Source organism: Hafnia paralvei ATCC 29927 (assembly GCF_001655005.1).
Lineage (GTDB): Bacteria > Pseudomonadota > Gammaproteobacteria > Enterobacterales > Enterobacteriaceae > Hafnia > Hafnia paralvei.
Window position 1 is genome coordinate 49,825 of sequence record NZ_LXET01000051.1, and the last position, 21,208, is coordinate 71,032.

Sequence of the window (21,208 nt, forward strand, 5' to 3'; positions counted from 1 at the left end):
CCAACTTTACACATCCTGACATTAATCTTATATATCAGTCAAATAGACATAGATAATCCTATCACGGATGCGTAGAAATGTGATCTATGCACGCTTTGGATCTTAGCTTGTTTAAAGATCGTCCAATGACGATTTTATCCACAGCTTATTCTCAAAACTTGCACACTGAGGCGTCAATTTCCCAAAAAAACCCCTACGTCAAGCCTGTAAATCAAACCAGTGATCGGTAAATAAATGGGTTATCCCAAAAATCTGTGGATAAATAGGTGTAAGATCCTGTTCATTGTCGGTGTCTAGTCTTGCACAACAAATTTTAGAAATTGCCGTAAAAACTATTTTTGAGATATTTTCTTTTATGAATCATGGTATTATTTCTGGCTCGATGTTATTCAATCCGCGTCAATATTTACCCACAGCGAGCTGTGTGTTTTTTAACCACGCAGTGAGTTCTGTACAAAACGCATGAAACTTCAATGATGACAACACCTCAACTGCCAACTGCCGCTCCCGAAAATGTGCAACAACTGTTAAATCGAGCCCAGTCATTGGCCGGTTATACTCTGGGCGAATTGGCATCCAAGGCAGCCGTGGCTATTCCACGCGATCTCAAACGCGACAAAGGATGGGTCGGCATGCTGCTGGAGCTTTACCTTGGCGCAAGCGCAGGCAGCAAACCCGAGCAGGATTTTCCTGAAATCGGCGTAGAGTTAAAAACCATCCCTATTGATAGAAGCGGAAAACCGCTAGAAACCACTTTCGTGTGTGTCGCTCCCTTGACGGGAAATAGCGGCATTACCTGGGAGTCCAGCCACGTACGCCATAAGCTTCAGCGTGTGTTGTGGATCCCCGTTGAAGGCGAACGCCAAATTCCATTAGAACAGCGCCGAGTGGGTAGCCCCCTACTCTGGACACCCAGCCCAGAAGAAGACGAGCAACTTAAACGCGATTGGGAAGAATTGATGGATATGATCGTACTGGGGAAAGTTGAGCGTATTACCGCTCGCCACGGCGAAGTGCTGCAAATTCGTCCGAAAGCGGCAAATAGCCGCGCGCTAACCGAAGCCACAGGCGAGCATGGTGAACCGATTCACACCTTACCCCGTGGTTTTTACCTGAAGAAAAACTTCACCGCAGCCCTTCTCGCACGGCACTTTCTACTCTGATTCTGACCGCTCGCAATGAATTTCAATACGTCCTAAGGCTCCCTGAAGTCTCAAGAAGGCGTATAATCTTCGTTTAACGTTTATTTAGGTAGTATTTCGTCATGTTTGAATGGATTGTGGATCCCAATGCCTGGTTAGCCCTAGGAACGCTGACTATTCTAGAAATTGTTCTCGGCATTGATAACATCATTTTCTTGTCTCTGGTTGTCGCTAAACTTCCTAAAGCTCAACAGAATAAAGCCCGTCGAATCGGTTTATTAGCAGCGATGGGAATGCGTTTATGCCTATTGGCTTCTATTGCTTGGGTAATTCGTCTGACTCATCCGTTATTTACCCTGCTTGATCACCCAGTTTCTACCCGCGATCTCATCTTATTGCTCGGTGGGCTGTTCCTTATTTACAAGGCAATAAAAGAGATCCACGAAACTATCGAAGGCGGTGGTGAGGACATGACCAGCAACGTTCACTCATTTTTGGGCGCCATTGTCCAAATTATGCTGCTGGATATTATCTTTAGTCTGGATTCGGTCATCACCGCCGTTGGTCTATCTGATCATCTATTTATTATGATGGCGGCCGTAGTGATTGCGGTTGGCGTCATGATGTTTGCGGCGCGCCCAATTGGTGAGTTTGTCGCACGTCATCCATCGGTCAAAATGTTGGCACTGTCGTTCCTCATCCTAGTTGGCTTTACGCTGATCTTAGAAAGTTTTGGCATACATGTACCGAAAGGCTATATCTACTTTGCGATGTTCTTCTCTATGACGGTAGAAGCCCTGAACCTACTGCGTAGCAAGAAAGAGAAAACCAGCGAATAATATCCCTGTCATTATCTAAAATTGAAAAGGAGAACCTCGGTTCTCCTTTTTGCTATCGCCGATTCAGGTCTTATCGCAATCTTTTTTATCCCTAACAAAGATATGCTCTAACTGCCCCACGTGATAAACATACATGACCTTCATGTTGTACTCGCGGATCCCTTTCTCACGACAATGAGATGCAAAATGTTCTTTAGTATGTTCGGCTAAGGCCACTTCAACAATCTGGTCTTGTTGAGGCAATACTCGAAAAACAAACACCAGCGTTTTTCCTTCCAGCCTGACGCGGCGTAATTTGAATGTACTGTCTTGAAGGTCGTCTTGCGGCGCTGCATTCACATACCGATTTAACATTTCGCGCCGATACTCAATCCACTGCAAAGGATCTTCTTTTTTCAACTCTATCCAGCGCAGGGCATAGCCGCTGCTGATAAGCGTCACCAATACCGACAGTAAACAGAGTGACGTTATCGGTTTCCAACCTCTTTGTGCCAACCAAAGCGGTCGTACAGCCCCAAAAGAAAATTGGGTCATCGCAACTGCGCCTAATAAAAAGAACAAGGAAAACAACGTAGAAATAACGAGGTTAAACGTTGTTCCATCAAAAAAGGCGTACAGCAGCATAGAATGAAAAGTGACAAATAATATCCAGCTACAGGCCACCGGATATTTAAACATTCCAAGGATTAACACTAACGTAACGGGGCCAAACACAATGCAGGCAATACGATAGGATTCTTCATACATGCTTTCAGGGAAAAGCAATACCATGAGTAAGGTAATAAATACGGCGGTTGCTGCAGCCATAATTCCACATAGCCGATAAAAGCGGAGATGTTCTTCTACGTCACCCTCAATATAGGCTTTTCCATCTACTGGGCTATTTTCTTTCATGTGATAATTCTGAATACAAACGCTATTTAGGAAATACTAAGAGCTAAAACATATCATGCAATGAATAAATACCTCAGCGTTACTTTATAAAAATTCCTACCTATTTTAGGTAAGCACTGCACATAAAAAAACCAGATGTGGATAACATCTGGTTTTTTGTCTCATATGGCTAAACACGTATCGCGATAGCTATATCCGCGGACACTCCATCACTTCAGCCCCATCGCATCACGCATGGTAAAGAACAAATCGGTTTGATCCGTCAGCCCGACGACATTGCCCGCATGTGGGCCATAGGCCGCAATACGGAGCTGTGACCCCGTGTGCTCCTGTGATTCTTCTTCGGAGTTGCCGTAGCTAATTGCCATGATTGCACCATCTTTAGTAGTCAGTGCCTGAGTCAATCCCGGCGCTTTGCTCTCCGGCGCAATAATTTGGCTAGAATGCGCATGGTCTGCGGTGACGATCACTAACGTATTGCCATCTTTACGTGCAAAATCCAACGCCTTTTGCACTGCTTCATCTAAATCGACCGTTTCGCCAAATTGGCCACACGGATTGGCAGCATGATCCTGCTTATCAATAGATGCCCCTTCGACTTGCAAGAAGAAACCGTTTTTGTTCTTCTCCAACAGTGAGATCGCTTTTTCTGTCATCTGTGCCAGCGTTGGAGTTGACGCGCTACGCTCTGGATTGACAGTACAGCTCACCGGTGGATTATCCAGATTACCGTGATAAGTGGCTTTCGGCCCCTGCCATCGCACCGGCATATTCCCATCAGCAAACAGCCCTAACACCGGTTTTTGTTGATTTGCGACACTGATTTTATTCAGGCCGTCCAAATCCGTCACCACCTGATAGCCAGACCCTTCGGCCTGCTGCATCAGGGTTTTACCTTTCCAATCACCCGCGTTTACCGTTTCAGAGAAAGTTTTAGCGCCACCGCCCAGCGTAACATCAGCACGTGTCTTTAATAACTGCTCGGTGATAGAACCCTCACCGCCGTTCTCAAGCGCATTGCCTGGGCACAGTTCCAACGTTTTACTGGGTCCATAACACTTACGCGAAGTCACATGTGATGCTTGCGCAGCCGGCGTCGCATCCTGCAATTCAGCCGTAGAAACGTTACCAGTTGCTTTACCCGCCGCCTTAGCAATCTCCAGCAAAGTGCGATGAGATTTGCCATTAACATCTACACCCAACGCACCGTTATAGGTCTTGACGCCAGTGCTCCACGCGGTGGCAGACGCGGCAGAATCCGTGACATAGTCTGGTTTATGCGTCTTCTTATTCAGAGAATAATGCGTATATTGTCCCGTCAGCGGCAACGCGTCTATGCCCTTGAATTGACCACCAGCACCTTCGGCATAGTTACGCGCAGAGGTAATTTCAGAATCACCCATGCCGTCACCGATAAGCAAAATCACATTCTTGGCCGTTTTATTACTAAGCGAAGCGATCAGCGCGGTGGTTTGATCCTGAGTCATACGGCGAGCGCCACCGAACTGGGTGATATCCCCCTGAGCGGCACGCGCCGATAAATCAGCAATCGGTGGATTCGCCGCATGGGACGGAGGCATCAGCATCATTAGACTAACCAAAGACAACGGGAAAATTTTCTTAGAGGCCACTTCACTATCTCCTTGTAAATAAATACTCTATTTATTCCCATCATCGTTGATGGCGAGCCTGCTTTCGCTATGTTCGCTGCAGACTTAACGTAACTTCAACGAGTTAGGGGATAAAAATTCACTTCAAACTTGCAGGAAGTATAAGAAGCCTTAGTGACGGTTCTGTGACAAAGTTGTTCTAGAAATATGACAGTTCAGCGCAAGCACAAATCAGCGTAATCTTGGTAAAGTCGTAGCAGAAATAAAATGAGGGTGACGTTCCATCCTCTATATGCAAAATCATTCAAGTTGCATCAAGGCGGCAAGCGAGCAAATCCCCAGACGCGTACCTAAATACATGATTGGGGTGAGCGAGTGCAGCCACGCAGAGACAGCATGAAGGATGAAGAGTACAAGAATACGTTCTAATTAAAGGATACTCAGCTATGCAATATCACCGCATTCCGCACAGCTCGCTGGAAGTTAGCGAACTGGGTTTAGGAACCATGACGTTCGGGGAACAAAACAGCGAAGCTGATGCCCACGCGCAACTCGATTTAGCCATCGCCAGCGGGATTAATCTGATTGATACCGCCGAAATGTATCCAGTGCCCCCACGTCCCGAAACTCAAGGGCTTACCGAGTCTTACATTGGCAGTTGGTTAGCCAAACGCGGCAATCGTGAGAAAATCGTCCTCGCCACAAAAATCACCGGGCCAGTTCGCAACAATGACAGTGGGATCCGTCCCGATCAGGCTCTCGATCGCAAAAATATCCGAGCCGCATTGGACGACAGCTTAAAACGGCTTAATACTGACTATATCGATCTCTATCAACTTCACTGGCCACAGAGGCCGACTAACTGTTTTGGTCAGTTGGGCTATCGCTATACCGAGCAAAAACCGGTGGTCACTATTTTAGAAACGCTGGAAGCGCTGTCAGAACAGGTTCGTGCGGGCAAAATTCGCTACATCGGCGTTTCCAACGAAACGCCTTGGGGCGTGATGCGTTACCTCCAACTAGCAGAGAAACACGATCTGCCGCGCATTGTTTCGATTCAGAATCCCTACAGTTTGCTCAACCGCAGCTTTGAGGTAGGTCTGGCTGAAATTAGCCAGTATGAAGGGGTGGAACTGCTGGCCTATTCCTGTTTAGGCTTTGGCACCTTGAGCGGCAAGTATCTGAACGGTGCCAAACCCGCCACCGCGCGCAATACCCTGTTTAGCCGCTTTACGCGCTATACCAGCAAACAAACCGAAGCGGCGGTCGCGGAGTATGTTCAGTTAGCGAAAAAACACGCTTTAGATCCGGCACAAATGGCGCTGGCTTTCGTGCGCCAACAGCCGTTTGTAGCCAGCACGCTGCTTGGCGCAACAACGCTTGAACAGCTAAAAAGTAATATCGAAAGCAGAAATCTAGTGCTAGATGAAGAAGTGCTGAAGGCGATTGAAGAGATCCATGGTCGCTTCACTTATCCGGCGCCGTAAAAGCCAAAATAAGTCCCCTCCCGATATTGGGAGGGGAAACGAATAAGGTTTAAGCGCTGCGCTTCCTGCGCACAACGTCCCATCCCCACACACCGACAATGGCCAAGGCAAATACCACGCCAAACCCCACGCCAATCCCCACTACGGGCACGCCGACTTTGACTACCAGCGAGTAGAGTCCGAGCATCAACAGCATCGCGGTATTTTCACCAAGATTCTGCACGGCAATGGCATTACCTGCACCAACGGTGTGTTTACCCCGTTCTTGCAGGAGCGCATTAAGCGGCACCACAAAAAATCCGCCGCAAATGCCTACCAGTACTAACAACACATAGGAAAGCGATGGGCTGCTTTGCATCGCAAACCAAGCTACGACGACACCGATTAAGACGCCCGCCGGTAAACAACGTTTAACCGTCGTTAACGTCACCAGTTTTGCCGCCGCACCCGCGCCGATAACAATCCCCACGGCCACCATCGCATTCAGCAGAGTCGGCGTAGTGTTATCCGTAATATTCAGAACCACAGGCACCCACAGCACCAGCAGGAAACGCAACGTAACACCTGCGCCCCAAAACAGGCTAGTGCCGATCAGCGAGAAGCGTGCTTCCTGATTGCTCCAAAGCACACGACATGCATCGCCAAAAATAGACACCATGCGAACCGGGTTCCATGAGCGAGCGGGATGTGCGGGGTTTAACTTCGGAATGAACCCGTTAGCCACAACCGCTGCCCCATACACCAGCACACAGAGGGCTAACGCCGCAATCACGTTCAAGTCAGCCATCATGCCACCCGCCACAGATCCAATGAGGATCGCGACAATTGTGGAGGCCTCCATCAAACCATTTGCTTTTACTAGCTGATCGCCGCTGGTGATCTCGCCGAGGATCCCGTACTTAGCCGGTGAGTAAGCCGCAGCACCAATCCCCACCAAGGCATATCCCAAGAAAGGATTAAAACCAAAGCAGATTGCCAGCGCCCCCAGCAGTTTCAGCGAGTTGGCGACCATCATCACTTGGCCCTTTGAAAAACTATCGGCAAACTGCCCGACAAACGGCGCGAGCACAATATAAGTCGCCACAAACGCCATCTGCAAAACCGGTTGGCTCCAGTCGGGATAGAGCTGTTGTTTAATCACCGCAAGGGTGGCAAACAACAACGCGTTATCGCCAAATGCGGAAAAAAACTGAGCCAGAATCACCGCCTTCATGCTGCGGTTTAATAACGGCCCAGTTGAGTGTGCTGCATCTGTCATACGGTTTCTCCGTCGGCAGTTTCTTTGTTTTCAGCCAGTTGGCGCAGAGTGACAAAATCGACTTTTCCGCTACCTAGTAACGGCAGTGGCTTCAAGAAACGAATATCACGAGGTACAGCAAGCTCCGGTACTCCGCTTTCGCGCGCCTGTTTTAGCAAACGATCGCGGCTAAGCTCAGGATCGGTAGTAAACAGCACCAACGCTTCCCCTTTACTGCTGTCGCTACGTGAAGACGCTGCGTGTTCATGATCGGGAGAAATCTTCAGCGCCAGTTGTTCCACACTTTCAAGAGACACCATTTCTCCAGCCAGTTTAGCAAAACGCTTAACGCGACCCCGAATAACACAATAGCCTTTATCATCTAGCGTCACGATATCACCGGTGTCATACCATCCCGCTTCCATCACACCGTCGGCATTTTCAGCCTGCGGCATTTCCAGTACCCCTGGATTTTCAACCCGCAGATAGCCTTTCATAATATTCGGCCCGCGCAGCTGTAAACGACCGCCCTGCTCAATCCCGGTCATCTTAATCAAACGTGCTTCCATCGACGGTAAAATGCGTCCAACGCTGCCGACCTTGGTTGACATAGGCACGTTAATTGCCACCACGGGGGCACACTCGGTCACCCCATATCCTTCAAGAATGCGGATACCAAATTTATTCTGCCAAATCTGAGCCGTATTTGGGGATAGCTTTTCTGCACCAGCCACCACATAGCGCAAACGAGCAAAATCATATGGGTGTGCAAAACGTGCGTAGTTCCCCAAAAAGGTTGAAGTACCAAACAACACAGTACAATTACGATCGTAGACCAGTTCTGGTACTACACGATAATGCAGTGGGCTTGGATACAGGAATACACGACTGCCCGTCATCAATGGTGTTAATAGGCCAACGGTCAAGCCAAATGCATGGAACAGCGGTAAAGCAGACATAAACCGGTCAGCCGGAGTAAAATCCGCCACCGTACGGATTTGTTCGACGTTTGCTAGCAAGCTCGCGTGAGAATGTACGACACCTTTCGGATACCCCTCTGAACCAGAGGTAAACAAAATCAGCGCGGCATCATCAGGCTTTTGCGGCAGCATCGCTTTTGCTGGACACATCAAATGTTTGATAATCCAAATTTTATCATCACGCGTTACCGTGTCTTTCAGGTCTTCCAAATAAACCCAGTTAGCCTCGACGACCTGCTCCGGCAAGTGGGTCAATTTGCCCTTTTCCAAGAACTGACGCGAAGTCACGATGGTTTTGATATTGGCGGCCAACATGGCATTTTTCACACCGTTAACGCCCGCCGTATAATTCAGCAACGCTGGGACACGGTTACGGAGCGTCGCTCCAATAATCGCCGCTGCGGTTATCGTAGCATTGGGCAACAACATCCCAACGTGTTCGCCTGGCCTCGTAAAACGCTCCAAAATACGGCTCACACCAAGAGATTTCTTGAGTAATGAACGGTAACTGTCTTCCTTAAAGGCGATATCTTCAATAATAGGTTTTGAGGCACCGTAACGCGTCATTGCAGCGAGATATGCCTGATAAAGCGTATGACGCGGCTGAGAATCCATGCGCGCTTTCATCATAATATCGTGTAAACGCTCACCGGCTAAAACCCGACGTTCGCGCGCGCGCGGCGCATCAGGCATAGCGAAATGTGTTGGCGGTAAGATATTGATGCTGATCTGTGGGAACCAGCGCACCTTGAACAATCCGCGCAAACGTCCAAAAGGCGTAAACTCAGCGCCTTCAATACGAACAGGAATAATCGCGGCTCCCGAACGCGCAGCAACAAACGCGGCACCGTCATAGATTTTCATCATTGAGCCGGTCACGGTAATACGCCCTTCAGGGAAAATCACCACTGGCCGCCCCTGCTCGACCATACGAATCAGATGCTTAATCGCCATCGGCTTTGTTGGGTCGAGTGCGACGATATCGACATATTTACTGATAAAGCGCATATAGCGACTATCGGCAATAGAGCTATAGACGGCAAACACGGGACGCACCGGCAAATAAAGCGCCATCAACGCGCCATCTAAAAAAGAAACGTGATTTGGGGTGATCAGCAACTTGTCGTGTTTGAAAGAGTGTTCCAGTCCAGTTATTTTTATACGGAATAAAAAGCGGAATAGAGCGCTGAAAAAGCGATAAATCATGCACATCTCCCTATGTTCAAAAGGCTATACGCTAGCGTCAAATACAATTCGACTGAGCATACTAGAGTGCTGATATTTTTTCAGGTAATCGGAGGGAATTAATCGATTTTTAAGATTTAAGCGATACTTAAACTGCGGCAGAATTTGAGGCAAAAAAAAACCTACGCATCCGCGTAGGTCGGTGTAATTTCTTGGTTCAGTCACAAATGTACTGAAAAATTCACCAATCAATACCTCTGGGACGGTTAATGTAGAAGACATTCAGTCCCTGCACTACGCATTAATCGCAAGATAACCATTCCAAATGAAACGATATGTAAATTAGCTTTCAAACGCGAAACACCTTAAGGAAAATCACGGCCAAGAAATAAATCAGGCGAATGGGAAGCAGGCAAGGCAGCAAATGAGTGAATCCCGATGAGCTAACACAGCCGCAGCTTCAATGACGAAGGGGAAACAAAAAAAAACCTACGCATCCGCGTAGGTCGGTGTAATTTATTGGCTTCAGTCACAAATGTACTGAAATCTCACCAATCAATACCTCTGGGATGTTTAGATTAAAACGCTGTTCCATCTGTCGCCAGCGGCTAATCGCAACATTCGTGCGTAAAATGTAACTAGCGGTGTGATTTCTACGGTTCTGCGACATATCGCTAAAAACCGATACGTTGCGGGGCTTGCAGCATCGGGGCTTTTCCGCAACACTGGCGTGTAAACGCTTTCCCTTCACTGTATTTTTGGATAATCCCATGGCTACCATAAAGGATGTTGCTAGGCTCGCGGGAGTCTCCGTCGCCACGGTTTCTCGCGTTATCAATAACTCGCCAAAAGCAAGCGACAGCTCACGCGCCGCCGTGATGTCTGCCATGGAGCAGTTACAGTATCACCCAAACGCCAATGCGCGGGCATTAGCCCAACAAGCAACTGAAACTATTGGCTTAATTGTGTCAGACGTTTCCGATCCATTTTTTGGTGCCATGGTTAAGGCCGTTGAACAGGTTGCTTATGCAACCGGAAATTTTCTCCTGATCGGCAATGGCTATCACAACATCGATAAAGAACGTCAGGCTATCGAACAATTAATTCGCCATCGCTGCGCGGCGCTGGTGGTTCACTCCAAAATGATCCCAGATGAAGAGCTGGCACATCTGATGAAACAAATACCGGGCATGGTACTGATTAACCGCACACTGCCGGGGTTTGAAACCCGCTGCGTAGCGCTTGATGACCGCTACGGCGCGTGGTTGGCAACACGCCATCTGATTCAACAAGGACATAAACACATTGCCTGCATCTGTTCTAACCATCCCATTTCGGATGCGCACGATCGTCTGCAAGGCTATTTGGATGCCCTGCACGAACACGGTATTCCGGTGGACGACAAGCTGATTGCCTATGGTTCACCTGATGAAATCGGTGGTGAGCAGGCGATGACCGAACTGCTTGGCCATGGTAAAACACTCACCGCGGTCACCTGTTATAACGATCCTATGGCCGCAGGCGCACTGTCAGTGCTAAGCGATAACAGCATTGATGTTCCGGGGAAAATTTCACTGATCGGATTTGATGACGTTTTAATTTCGCGTTATCTGCGACCTCGCTTAACCACCATTCGTTACCCCGTCGTAGCAATGGCGACTCAAGCCGCAGAGTTGGCACTGGCCTTATCCAAACAGTTGCCGCTCCCCGAAACAACCAATATGTTCAGCCCCACGCTCGTCTGTCGACATTCGGTCTCTACGCCACGGTTGGTATGATAATCTCGCATTTTTACGCATAAAGTAGGGAAGATATTGATGATAACCATGCTGGATGTATCGCTGCGTGCTGGAGTGTCCAAGGCCACCGTTTCCCGAGTGTTAAACGGCACGGGCCAAGTCAAAGAAAGCACGCGCATAGCGGTATTTAAAGCCGTAGAGGAGTTAGGCTATCGCCCCAACCTCTTAGCGCAGGCATTGGCGAATCAAACCTCCAATACCATTGGTTTAGTTGTATCAAATTTTGATGGTCCATATTTTGGCCGTTTGCTTCGACAAGCCGCACACCTGATAGAAGCAAGCGGGAAACATATGATTGTGACCGATGGTCATGATACCCCAGAAGGTGAACGTGAAGCCGTACACCTGCTTATTGACCGCCGCTGTGACGCTATCATCCTCTATACGCGTTTTATGGAAGAACCCGCGCTGATGCAGTTGATCAGCCAGCATCACGCTCTCATGGTGATTAATCGAGATTTACCTCAGGCTCGCGATCGCTGCGTCTTCTTCGAGCAACAGCAAGCCGCAAGCGAAGTGGTTAAGTATCTGATTACACAGGGTCATCGGCAAATAGCCTGCATTACGGCGCCTATTAATACACCAACCGCGCAGTCTCGCTTAGCGGGTTATAAAGATGCTCTGGAACAAAATCAAATAACCTATCACGACAGCTTAGTTACACTCGGTGATAGCAGCGTTGCAGGTGGTTACCATGCCTGCTGTGAACTACTCGCTCGTCAGCAACCTTTCACTGCCCTCTTTGCCTGCAACGACGATATGGCGATCGGCGCACTTCGCGCCTTACATCAGGCCGGAAAACGCGTACCCGAGGATGTATCACTATTTGGCTTCGACGATGAACCTAGCGCCGAGTATCTACAACCGTCGCTTTCCACGGTTTACTTACCTATCGATAAGATGATCTCTACGGCAATTACCCAAGCGCTGCGATTAAGCAGTGGCGAGATTGTAGAACCTGTAGAGCCGTTTGTGGGAGAGTTGAAAGTGAGAGAGTCTGTAGCCAAGATTAAATAATAATACTGTTCACCTTAATATTATCTGCTGTATTATTTAAAGTGTTAACAACAGAATTTAATATCAAGGATGAAAAATTCACTATGGGTTTCCCGATAATCGCCCAAATTAATGCTATCGCCCAACTTAATGAAAATGAAGATTTAAGTGAGCATTGTTATAATCTTTTCCAATCATTTTGCGACCAAACATTCTGGATGCTTGGCGAGCATAAACTGATAAGTAACGGTAAGTCTGAATTTTCAGGTATCTTTCACATATTGCCAGAAACGGGCGATAAAATAATATACAGCTATTTATCTGTAGATGAAAATACACAACCCGAATACCTTCCCGCCATACAAGAAAGCGATAATTCAGCACAGTGGACACCTGTTAATGGCTTCGTGATTCTAAAACTTGCAACAATGGAACGGTTTGCGCTAGTCGCTACGGAAAATAGCGATAACTACGCAATCCTTGAGCATGGCCAAATAATGAGCCTGATCGTCACAGCTAAAGAAAAAAACGAAAAAATCGAATTAAATCAGCCACAAAAAACCATAACAGTGCTTGATATGCCACGGGATTTTTGTCGCCAGCTTTATCTATACTGTAGTGGCCAAAAAGAGATATATACTTGTCGTTTAGCGCTTGCAAATGTCACGGAGTCTACATCAGGTCTTGATAACTTCACATTACTGATGCTATTGGATTGCGGTGATAAAGAACGCACTCACAAACACTTTGCTGAAATTAAAAAGAATTACATGTCCTTGCTGCCCATGAATATAGAACTTATTTTCTTAACCGTAGATAACAGTCCTCGCTTTAATAAATTAGCTAACCTTATTCATGACGCAAAACCATTTTACAGCAAGCAAGACTCCCAAGGTTTCTTCGCCAAATTAAAAAGACGCCTACGCCATCCATTACCGATCGCATTAGTATTTAAAGAATAGCAGTACCATATCTGATAGAAATACCACTCAATCATACGCATTAATGATGATAAGTCTCATAGCATTTCTGTGAATTATCATCATTTCTCTCGACTGAATATCTTTATCATTGAGTTCAATGATATTTCGTCATGGGAAGAGTCCTTCGACACTAATGTCGAACCCGCCCTCAAGTGTCGACAACGACACACTTCCGACACCCAAAAACACCATCCACCAAGACCAATAACTAACTGTAAATAAACAACTATTTTCCAATTTACACCTACTGGCACGTTTTGTGCTTAACAAAGGGGAATTTAACTTTTGTAGTCTGAACCAGAGGACTGAACATGAACCGCTTTGTTATTGCGGATCCCCGATTATGTATCGGGTGCAACACCTGTATGGCCGCTTGCTCTGAAGAGCATAAGATGTACGGCCTGCAAACTGAGCCGCGTCTGGTGGTGGTCAAAAACAGTCGCGACTCCGTGCCTGTGATGTGTCACCAGTGTGAAGACGCGCCGTGCGCACAGGTTTGCCCGGTCAATGCGATTACCCATACCAATGATTCCATTCAGCTTAACGAAAGCCTGTGCGTGAGCTGCAAACTGTGCGGCATTGCCTGCCCATTTGGTGCTATCACTATGAACGGCAGTAAGCCCCTGCATATTCCAGCCAACAGCAACACGCCGATGGCTCTTCCTGCACCGCCAAACAAACGTGGCATTAGCCCATTCCTAGATTGGTATCCCGGTATCCGCAGCATCGCCGTGAAATGCGATTTATGTCAGTTCAGCGAACAAGGGCCCGCATGCGTCCGTGCCTGCCCAACTCACGCCATCATGTTGGTTGATGATAACCAGTTGGCTCTGGCCAGCGCCGCCAAACGTCAAAATGCAATGGACGCCATGGATGCCGATTTGATGATGTTTAGTTCATTCGCAGAGGGGTCCGACGCACAATGAATACCGTTGAATTATTGAGCTTCGCACTCAGTATTTATTTGATCTCCGCCCTGCTATCGCTGGTATTAGGATCAACCGGCTCTGGCTGGCTCGGCGCTCGCGTTGCTGCGTTAGGCGCATTCGTTGCAGGCGCAGCGGGCACATGGAGCGCGTGCCAAGGTCTTACTTTTACCCCAGAGATCGTTAGCGCCAACCTGTTTAATCACACGCCAGTGCTATTTAACACGTTGAACAGCCTAATGCTGTTACTGACCTCCGCCGTCAGCCTGCTGTGTGCTATTTATGCCTTTAGTTATCTGAAAAGCTATATACCGAAGAAAGCCGCGCTGATTGGCTGTTTGATGAACATGCTCAGCGCTGCCATCAGTCTGTTAGTCCTCACCGATAACGCGGTGATGTTTGTAGCACTGCTTGAGTTGATGACTCTGTTCACCGCGCTGCTGGTATGGCAAGCACAAGATGCAAAAGCACGTAAGGCTGCCAGCCTTTATTGGCTGATGTCACGCTTGGGCACCGTGTTTATCATTGCCGCATTTTGGATTCTGTATCGCCATAGTGGCACTTTGGCGCTGAGCGAATTTCACCTTGCCACGCTCAGCCGTGGCTTAGCCTCATGGGTATTTGTACTCGGTTTGCTTGGCTTCGGTATTGTTTCTGGCTTGGTTCCATTACATGGCTGGATCCCACAGGTTCACTCCAGCGCACCAAGCCATGCCGCCACGCTCGTCTCTTCCGTGATGTTAAAAGTGGGTCTGTTTGGGTTGCTGAAAATCAGCATTGACTGGCTAGGAATGCCGCAGCTGTGGTGGGGCGCAGCGCTGATGATTATCGGTGCGCTCACGGCCTTTATCGGTGGTTTGTACGCCCTGATGGAGCACGATATCAAACGCCTCTTGGCTTATCACACCGTGGAAAATATCGGCATCATTCTGCTTGGGCTTTCTGCCTGTGTGCTTGGGCTGGCGCTGGGTAAACCTACGCTTGCCGTGCTCGGTTTAATGGCTGGACTGTTCCATTTGGTTAACCACACCTTATTTAAAGGCGTGTTATTCCTTGGCGCTGGTGCGGTAATCCGCAGTACCGGTGCGAAAGATATTGAAAAATTGGGTGGCGTTGCACGTCGTATGCCGCTAACAGCAACCGCCATGCTGATTGGCCTGATGTCGATGGCCGCTTTACCACCGCTTAACGGCTTTGTGAGTGAGTGGTTTACCTACCAGACCCTGTTCTCTCTCAGCCACTCCTCAACCTTGAGCATGCGTATCATTGCCCCTTTGGTGATGGTTGTTCTGGCGATTACCGGCGCACTGGCCGTGATGTGCGTGGCGAAAATCTTCGGTGTGACATTCCTCGGCGCTCCTCGCAGCGAGGGGGCGGCTAACGCAGGCTGCGCTCCGGCATCCATGTTGTTCTCTCCGGTGCTATTAGCCATTGGCTGTTTGGCCTTCGGTATTGGCGCTCCATGGGTACTGCCTTACATGCTGAAAATAGCGGCTGGATCGCTCGGTTTAATGCTCGATCCACATCAGATGACTCAGGGTGCCGTGATGATTTCTGGCACGACTAACACCACCCTGCTGTCCACGCTGATGATTGCCATTCTACTTCTGGCCTTCCCCATTATTCCTTTGCTGTTGGTGGGTATGTACAAAAACGCACGCCTGCCACGTCGTCGTCATGGAGACGCATGGGCCTGTGGCTATGGACATGAAGCCGGAATGGTCGTTACAGCCACAGGCTTTGCTCAACCACTGCGTGTGATGTTCGCCCCTGTTTATCGTCTGCGTCAGGTATTCAATCCAGCACCGCTGTTTGGTGGTCTGCTACGCGAAGGCGCTATGCGCATTTATCCCGCGTTAGCGGTGATTGAGCTCGCCCTGCTGTTAGTGGCGATTTTCGCCTGAGGAGAATGATATGAGTTCGCTTTCCATCCTTGTGCTAGCCCTGATTCAGGCATTAGCCCTGTTAGCACTGGCTCCACTGTTTAGCGGTATTTCCCGCGTGCTACGAGCCAAAATACACAGCCGTAAAGGACCTGATATTTTTCAGGACTATCGCGACATTTTTAAACTGTTCAAACGCCAGAATATTTCACCGGCAGCCTCTGGCGTATTTTTCCAAATGATGCCGTATGTCATGGTCGGCACGATGTTAACTATCGCTACCGCACTACCGATGGTGACAGTTATCAGCCCACTAGCCCCTATCGGCGATTTAATCACCGTCGTATATCTGTTTGCCGTTGCACGTTTCTTCTTTGCGATTGCAGGGTTAGACACCGGCAGCACTTTTACTGGGATCGGCGCTAGTCGTGAATCCATGCTAGGCATTCTAGTAGAACCAATCCTGATGCTTGGTTTGTGGGTTACGGCTCTGCTGGCGGGTTCAACCAACCTTGGTGTGATGAGTTTTCACGTACTGGAGTGGAATGTGAATTCTTCTCTGGCCTTGGTGCTAGCGCTGCTGGCCTGCGCATTCGCCACCTTTATCGAAATGGGCAAACTCCCGTTTGATATGGCAGAAGCAGAACAGGAACTTCAGGAAGGCCCACTAACGGAATACTCCGGCTCGGCGTTTGCAGTATTAAAACTGGGTATCAGTCTGAAACAGCTGGTGGTTTTACAACTGTTTATCGGCGTATTTGTTCCTTGGGGACAAATGACCACCTTCAGCGCAGGCGCATTGGTTCTAGCCATCGTCGCAGCAATTATCAAGCTGCTGGTCGGCATCGCTCTGATTGCGCTATTCGAAAACAGCGTTGCCCGTTTACGTTTCCTAAAAACGTCGTACACCACGTGGGCCGGTTTTGGCTTGGCTGCGGCGGCATTCTTATCTTGGTTAATTGCGTGAGGCCGGGCATGACAGCATTTCTGACTCACTTATTTTTAGTTTCATCCTCTCAGCTTACGAGGCATCGCGGCTCATGAATCAGCAAAAAACAGGTCAACATTACATTCAGGAACTGCGTCAGCAGTTTCCCACAGCGATTCTGGACGAAAGCTGGCAGACCGATACTCAGGCAACCATCACCATTAAAACCAATATGTTGCCGGAAGTTGTCGAGTTTCTGTATTACAAGCAGGGTGGCTGGTTATCCGTTCTGTTCGGCAACGACGAGCGCCCGCTGTGCGGTAGCTATGCGGTTTACTACGTTCTATCCATGGAAACCGGCACCAAATGCTGGATCACGGTAAAAGCACTGGTCGATGAGAGAACGCTAGAATTCCCATCCGTCACTCCACGCGTGCCCGCTGCGGTCTGGGGCGAGCGTGAAGTTCGCGATATGTATGGCCTCATTCCCGTGGGTTTGCCCGACGAACGCCGTCTGGTTCTGCCCGATGATTGGCCGGATGAACTGTATCCGCTACGCAAAGATTCAATGGATTATCGCCAGCGCCCTGCACCAACCACCGACGTTGAAACCTATCCATTTATCAACGAAAGCAAAAGCGGAAAAATTGTTCCTATTGGCCCGCTACATATCACCTCTGATGAACCAGGGCATTTCCGCCTGTTCGTTGATGGTGAAGATATCGTTGATGCCGATTATCGTCTGTTCTATGTGCATCGTGGCATGGAAAAACTGGCCGAAACGCGCATGGGCTACAACGAAGTGACCTTCTTGTCTGACCGTGTGTGTGGCATCTGTGGGTTTGCCCACAGCACCGCATATACCACTTCGGTAGAAAATGCGATGGGCATTCAGGTGCCAGAACGTGCGCAGGCTATTCGCTCAATTCTGCTCGAAGTAGAACGTCTACACAGTCATCTGCTAAACCTCGGCTTATCGTGCCACTTTGTCGGCTTTGATTCCGGTTTCATGCAGTTCTTCCGCGTACGTGAAAAATCGATGAAGATGGCGGAAATCCTGACCGGTGCGCGTAAGACCTACGGTCTGAATCTGATCGGCGGAATTCGTCGCGATCTGTTGAAAGACGACATGATCAAAACCCGCATTCTGGCTGCCGAAATGCGCGCTGAAGTGAAAACGCTAGTCGATATCCTATTTAGCACGCCAAATATGGAACAGCGTACCGTCGGCGTGGGTCGTCTGGATCCACAGATTGCTCGCGATTTCAGTAACGTCGGCCCCATGATTCGTGCAAGTGGACACGCCCGTGATACCCGAGTCGATCATCCATTTGCAGGCTACGACCTGCTGCCAATGGAAATTCACACCGAAACCGGCTGCGACGTCATCTCCCGTGTGAAAGTTCGCGTAAACGAAGTCTTCACCGCGTTGAACATGATCGACTTTGGTCTGGATAACCTGCCGGGCGGCCCGCTGTCGGTAGAAGGTTTCACCTATATCCCTAACCGCTTTGCTTTGGGCTTCTCTGAAGCACCGCGCGGTGACGATATCCATTGGTCAATGACCGGTGACAACCAGAAACTGTATCGCTGGCGCTGCCGTGCAGCCACTTACTCAAACTGGCCAACGCTGCGTTACATGCTGCGTGGTAACACCGTATCCGATGCGCCGCTGATCATTGGTAGCCTCGATCCTTGCTACTCCTGTACTGACCGCGTAACGCTGGTAGACGTGCGTAAGCGCAAGTCCGTTACCGTACCGTACAAAGAAATCGAGCGTTATGGTCTGGAACGTAAAGACTCACCGCTGAAGTAAGGTCAGGAGAAACGTCATGCTGAAATTATTAAAAACGGCCTTTAAGCATCGTGATGCCACGGTAGCTTATCCGGCCAAACCCATGCAGGTTGATCCGAACTTTCGCGGCAAGCCTGAATATAATCCAGAGCAGTGCATCGCTTGTGGTGCCTGCACCGCCGCCTGCCCTGCCAACGCGTTAACGATGGAAACCAACGCACGTGAAGGGACGCGCACTTGGTCACTTCATCTGGGGCGCTGCATTTTCTGCGCGCGCTGTGAAGAAGTCTGCCCAACCGCCGCAATCAAGCTGACACCTGAGTTTGAGCTAGCCGTTTGGAACAAAAACGATCTGTTTCAAACCGCTGAGTTCAAGGTGTGCAACTGTGTTGAATGCGGTGCGCCTTACGCAGCACAGAAAGAGATCGATTACGCCATGGCCCTGCTGGTGCAGGCAGGAAATCTAACCGAGGAGCAGGCCGAAGAACGCCGTCCACAGTTTGAAACCTGTCCGAACTGCAAACGTAAACACAATATTACCCACTCAGCACGCATTACGCTGGGACGTCACCTGACTCAGGAGGCGGCACAATGAGCCAGATTATCACGCAACAGCCCGTCAATAATTCACCCATTATTGGCCCACGCGACGCCAACGGTTTGCCCGTTCCGATTACCGTAGATGAGCAGATTGCCAAGCTCAAAAGCACGTTGTTAAAAGACATTCGCCGTTCGGCGTATGTTTACCGCGTTGACTGCGGTGGCTGTAACGGCTGTGAAATCGAGATTTTCTCGGCGCTCACTCCGCTGTTTGACACTGAACGCTTCGGGATTAAGGTCGTTCCATCACCACGCCATGCAGATATCTTGCTGTTTACCGGTGCAGTTACCCGTTCCATGCGTATTCCCGCGATCCGCGCCTATGAATCTGCGCCCGATCCAAAGATCGTGATCTCTTATGGTGCCTGTGGCTGCAGCGGCGGCATCTTCCACGATCTGTACTGCGTTTGGGGTGGCACAGACAAAATTGTTCCGGTTGACGTCTATATCCCAGGATGCCCGCCAACACCTGCCGCGACTATCTACGGTTTTGCGATGGCGTTAGGTTTGTTGGATCAAAAGCTGAAGGGCGAACACCACCAGCAGAGTGAAGATGAACAGGCGACTATTTTGCACCCTGCGATCCCACAACAGCTACGTGTAATGATCGACCGCGAAGCTCGTCGTATGTCTGGCTACCGTTACGGTCGTCAGATCGCTGATAAATTCATGGATCTGCTCGCTCAACAAAACGATCTGACAGTGGAAGCGCGCGTAGCGCAGTTCTTAGCTCATGAAAACGATCCTCGCTTAACCGAGATTATCTCCCGCTTACAAGCGGTGTGTCATGACGCAGCACGAGGGGGCAACATCTAATGAGCGACCACGCCCGTCACCAGCCTTATCATGAGCAAGATCCAATGGTTGTGTTCTATTCCCTCAGCCGGAAATTCGTGCAGAAAAAGGAAGATGAGGACAGAACTCCGCAGGAAGCGAAGGAAGTGATTTATTACAGTCTCGCGATTGGTCATCACCTTGGCGTGATCGACTGCTTAAAAACCTGTTTGGAGTGCCCACTGAGCGGTTATCGGGCGTGGGTTGCTAAGCTGCCGGAAGAGAGTACTGCGCGCCGCAAACTGGAAGGGCTGCCTCGCTATGGTGAAATCTGCATTGATAGTACCCACACGCATATGCTGGCCTGCGCGTTAGACAAAGCACGCCCGCAGATGAATGAGCAAGAACAGACATGGACGGATGCACTGATCGCTGCATTGCAGATGATCGAAAATGAACCCGCAATCTATCTGATGGTGAAAAGACGCGATGGCTAATTCCTTGCAAGAGAACATCCGCCCCGTAAAAAACCTGCTGCTATGCGTAGGCAATAGCATGATGGGGGACGACGGTGCCGGTCCCCTACTGGCTGAGAAAGTGACCGCTCACCCAGTAGAAGGCTGGGCAGTTATCGACGGCGGCACGTCTCCAGAAAGCTATTCTCATGCTATTCGTGAGATGAAACCCGAGCGTCTGATTATCGTCGACGCCACCGAAATGGGCTTAGAACCGGGTGAAATCCGTATCATTGATGAGAAAGACATCGCAGAACTTTTTATCGTCACCACGCATAACCTACCGCTGAGCTATTTGATCGAGCAGCTACGCGAAGATGTTCCTGACATCACCTTCGTGGGCATTCAACCCGCGATTGTCGCGTTCTACGCGCCAATGATGCAGCCAGTCAAAGACGCCGTTGATACCGTTTATCAACGCCTTAGCCACTGGGGTGAACAGGGAGGATTTGAGCTGCTGGTGGCATGTGAGGATGAGTTTGGGGTGAGCAGTCAGAGCTGAAATGATCGATGTCGTTGACTGGGATGGCATTTTCACTCCGATTAAGTACTAACTATACAAGCATGGTGTAATGTTTCGTTCGCCGGTCAGTACATGCGTTTCCATGGACCCGCTGGCGAAGGCGACCGATGAG

Annotated in this window: 18 protein-coding genes; 14 read left to right on the forward strand and 4 right to left on the reverse strand. The window is 49.2% G+C overall.

What is annotated here, in order from left to right; genetic code table 11:
- Positions 1 to 476 precede the first annotated feature (476 nt).
- Positions 477 to 1,163: a DNA mismatch repair endonuclease MutH gene (gene mutH / locus M988_RS16265; protein WP_105375310.1), complete on the forward strand. Its 687-nt coding sequence runs from the start codon at positions 477 to 479 to the stop codon at positions 1,161 to 1,163.
- A gap of 101 nt (positions 1,164 to 1,264) precedes the next feature.
- Positions 1,265 to 1,981 carry a TerC family protein gene (locus M988_RS16270; protein ID WP_008815138.1) on the forward strand — a complete coding sequence of 239 codons (717 nt, stop codon included), beginning with the start codon at positions 1,265 to 1,267 and terminating at the stop codon, positions 1,979 to 1,981.
- Positions 1,982 to 2,044: 63 nt separating this feature from the next.
- On the opposite strand, the gene M988_RS16275 is transcribed toward M988_RS16270, so the two are convergent.
- Together M988_RS16275 and phoA are read right to left on the reverse strand one after the other, a co-directional pair.
- Positions 2,045 to 2,875, reverse strand: coding sequence for a hypothetical protein (locus M988_RS16275; RefSeq protein ID WP_008815137.1), 831 nt, complete (start codon positions 2,873 to 2,875; stop codon positions 2,045 to 2,047).
- Between the two features lie 209 nt (positions 2,876 to 3,084).
- Positions 3,085 to 4,464, reverse strand: a complete 1,380-nt coding sequence (phoA, locus tag M988_RS16280; RefSeq protein WP_051146189.1) for an alkaline phosphatase — start codon at positions 4,462 to 4,464, stop codon at positions 3,085 to 3,087.
- A 467-nt stretch (positions 4,465 to 4,931) separates the two neighbouring features.
- Between phoA and M988_RS16285 the strand changes: the two genes are divergently transcribed.
- Positions 4,932 to 5,972, forward strand: a complete 1,041-nt coding sequence (locus M988_RS16285) for an NADP(H)-dependent aldo-keto reductase (RefSeq protein WP_008815135.1) — start codon at positions 4,932 to 4,934, stop codon at positions 5,970 to 5,972.
- A gap of 49 nt (positions 5,973 to 6,021) precedes the next feature.
- Here the strand turns inward: M988_RS16285 and lplT are convergent, their stop codons facing one another.
- A complete protein-coding gene (gene lplT / locus M988_RS16290; RefSeq protein ID WP_039185542.1) occupies positions 6,022 to 7,230 on the reverse strand; it encodes a lysophospholipid transporter LplT in 1,209 nt (402 codons plus the stop codon).
- Positions 7,227 to 9,395 (reverse strand): bifunctional acyl-ACP--phospholipid O-acyltransferase/long-chain-fatty-acid--ACP ligase, encoded by a 2,169-nt coding sequence (gene aas, locus M988_RS16295; protein WP_064574991.1) that lies wholly within the window; start codon positions 9,393 to 9,395, stop codon positions 7,227 to 7,229. The genes lplT and aas overlap by 4 nt, the downstream gene beginning before the upstream one ends.
- 749 nt (positions 9,396 to 10,144) lie before the next feature.
- Between aas and galR the strand changes: the two genes are divergently transcribed.
- The 11 genes from galR to hycI all read left to right on the forward strand — a co-directional run bounded on the left by galR (position 10,145) and on the right by hycI (position 21,075).
- Positions 10,145 to 11,152, forward strand: coding sequence for an HTH-type transcriptional regulator GalR (gene galR, locus M988_RS16305; RefSeq protein WP_008815132.1), 1,008 nt, complete (start codon positions 10,145 to 10,147; stop codon positions 11,150 to 11,152).
- Positions 11,153 to 11,191: 39 nt separating this feature from the next.
- The gene (locus tag M988_RS16310) at positions 11,192 to 12,190 is read left to right on the forward strand and encodes a LacI family DNA-binding transcriptional regulator (protein WP_039185534.1); all 999 of its coding nucleotides are present in this window, start codon (positions 11,192 to 11,194) and stop codon (positions 12,188 to 12,190) included.
- Positions 12,191 to 12,231: 41 nt separating this feature from the next.
- Positions 12,232 to 13,131 carry an enhanced serine sensitivity protein SseB C-terminal domain-containing protein gene (locus M988_RS16315; RefSeq protein ID WP_156518186.1) on the forward strand — a complete coding sequence of 300 codons (900 nt, stop codon included), beginning with the start codon at positions 12,232 to 12,234 and terminating at the stop codon, positions 13,129 to 13,131.
- A 332-nt stretch (positions 13,132 to 13,463) separates the two neighbouring features.
- Entirely contained in the window at positions 13,464 to 14,078 is a 615-nt protein-coding gene (locus M988_RS16320; protein WP_008815129.1) for a 4Fe-4S dicluster domain-containing protein, read from the forward strand.
- Positions 14,075 to 15,982: a proton-conducting transporter transmembrane domain-containing protein gene (locus M988_RS16325; RefSeq protein WP_064574998.1), complete on the forward strand. Its 1,908-nt coding sequence runs from the start codon at positions 14,075 to 14,077 to the stop codon at positions 15,980 to 15,982. Before M988_RS16320 ends, M988_RS16325 begins: the two co-directional genes overlap by 4 nt.
- Positions 15,983 to 15,992: 10 nt before the next feature.
- On the forward strand, positions 15,993 to 16,928 hold the full coding sequence (locus tag M988_RS16330) for a respiratory chain complex I subunit 1 family protein (protein ID WP_061059179.1): 936 nt from the start codon (positions 15,993 to 15,995) through the stop codon (positions 16,926 to 16,928).
- A 73-nt stretch (positions 16,929 to 17,001) separates the two neighbouring features.
- Positions 17,002 to 18,705 (forward strand): hydrogenase large subunit, encoded by a 1,704-nt coding sequence (locus M988_RS16335; RefSeq protein ID WP_035503012.1) that lies wholly within the window; start codon positions 17,002 to 17,004, stop codon positions 18,703 to 18,705.
- Between the two features lie 16 nt (positions 18,706 to 18,721).
- Positions 18,722 to 19,279: a formate hydrogenlyase complex iron-sulfur subunit gene (locus M988_RS16340; protein WP_008815125.1), complete on the forward strand. Its 558-nt coding sequence runs from the start codon at positions 18,722 to 18,724 to the stop codon at positions 19,277 to 19,279.
- Entirely contained in the window at positions 19,276 to 20,100 is an 825-nt protein-coding gene (locus M988_RS16345) for an NADH-quinone oxidoreductase subunit B family protein (protein ID WP_061059180.1), read from the forward strand. The genes M988_RS16340 and M988_RS16345 overlap by 4 nt, the downstream gene beginning before the upstream one ends.
- A complete protein-coding gene (locus M988_RS16350; protein ID WP_039185524.1) occupies positions 20,100 to 20,555 on the forward strand; it encodes a formate hydrogenlyase maturation HycH family protein in 456 nt (151 codons plus the stop codon). The genes M988_RS16345 and M988_RS16350 overlap by 1 nt, the downstream gene beginning before the upstream one ends.
- A complete protein-coding gene (hycI, locus tag M988_RS16355) occupies positions 20,548 to 21,075 on the forward strand; it encodes a hydrogenase maturation peptidase HycI (RefSeq protein ID WP_008815123.1) in 528 nt (175 codons plus the stop codon). The genes M988_RS16350 and hycI overlap by 8 nt, the downstream gene beginning before the upstream one ends.
- The last annotated feature ends 133 nt before the right edge of the window (positions 21,076 to 21,208 follow it).

Excerpts from the sequence above, each read along its gene's own strand:
- mutH (WP_105375310.1), top strand. The coding sequence starts at position 477 with ATGACAACACCTCAACTGCCAACTGCCGCTCCCGAAAATGTGCAACAA.
- M988_RS16270 (WP_008815138.1), top strand. The coding sequence starts at position 1,265 with ATGTTTGAATGGATTGTGGATCCCAATGCCTGGTTAGCCCTAGGAACG.
- M988_RS16275 (WP_008815137.1), bottom strand. The coding sequence starts at position 2,875 with ATGAAAGAAAATAGCCCAGTAGATGGAAAAGCCTATATTGAGGGTGAC.
- phoA (WP_051146189.1), bottom strand. The coding sequence starts at position 4,464 with ATGATGCTGATGCCTCCGTCCCATGCGGCGAATCCACCGATTGCTGAT.
- M988_RS16285 (WP_008815135.1), top strand. The coding sequence starts at position 4,932 with ATGCAATATCACCGCATTCCGCACAGCTCGCTGGAAGTTAGCGAACTG.
- lplT (WP_039185542.1), bottom strand. The coding sequence starts at position 7,230 with ATGACAGATGCAGCACACTCAACTGGGCCGTTATTAAACCGCAGCATG.
- aas (WP_064574991.1), bottom strand. The coding sequence starts at position 9,395 with ATGATTTATCGCTTTTTCAGCGCTCTATTCCGCTTTTTATTCCGTATA.
- galR (WP_008815132.1), top strand. The coding sequence starts at position 10,145 with ATGGCTACCATAAAGGATGTTGCTAGGCTCGCGGGAGTCTCCGTCGCC.
- M988_RS16310 (WP_039185534.1), top strand. The coding sequence starts at position 11,192 with ATGATAACCATGCTGGATGTATCGCTGCGTGCTGGAGTGTCCAAGGCC.
- M988_RS16320 (WP_008815129.1), top strand. The coding sequence starts at position 13,464 with ATGAACCGCTTTGTTATTGCGGATCCCCGATTATGTATCGGGTGCAAC.
- M988_RS16325 (WP_064574998.1), top strand. The coding sequence starts at position 14,075 with ATGAATACCGTTGAATTATTGAGCTTCGCACTCAGTATTTATTTGATC.
- M988_RS16330 (WP_061059179.1), top strand. The coding sequence starts at position 15,993 with ATGAGTTCGCTTTCCATCCTTGTGCTAGCCCTGATTCAGGCATTAGCC.
- M988_RS16335 (WP_035503012.1), top strand. The coding sequence starts at position 17,002 with ATGAATCAGCAAAAAACAGGTCAACATTACATTCAGGAACTGCGTCAG.
- M988_RS16340 (WP_008815125.1), top strand. The coding sequence starts at position 18,722 with ATGCTGAAATTATTAAAAACGGCCTTTAAGCATCGTGATGCCACGGTA.
- M988_RS16345 (WP_061059180.1), top strand. The coding sequence starts at position 19,276 with ATGAGCCAGATTATCACGCAACAGCCCGTCAATAATTCACCCATTATT.
- M988_RS16350 (WP_039185524.1), top strand. The coding sequence starts at position 20,100 with ATGAGCGACCACGCCCGTCACCAGCCTTATCATGAGCAAGATCCAATG.
- hycI (WP_008815123.1), top strand. The coding sequence starts at position 20,548 with ATGGCTAATTCCTTGCAAGAGAACATCCGCCCCGTAAAAAACCTGCTG.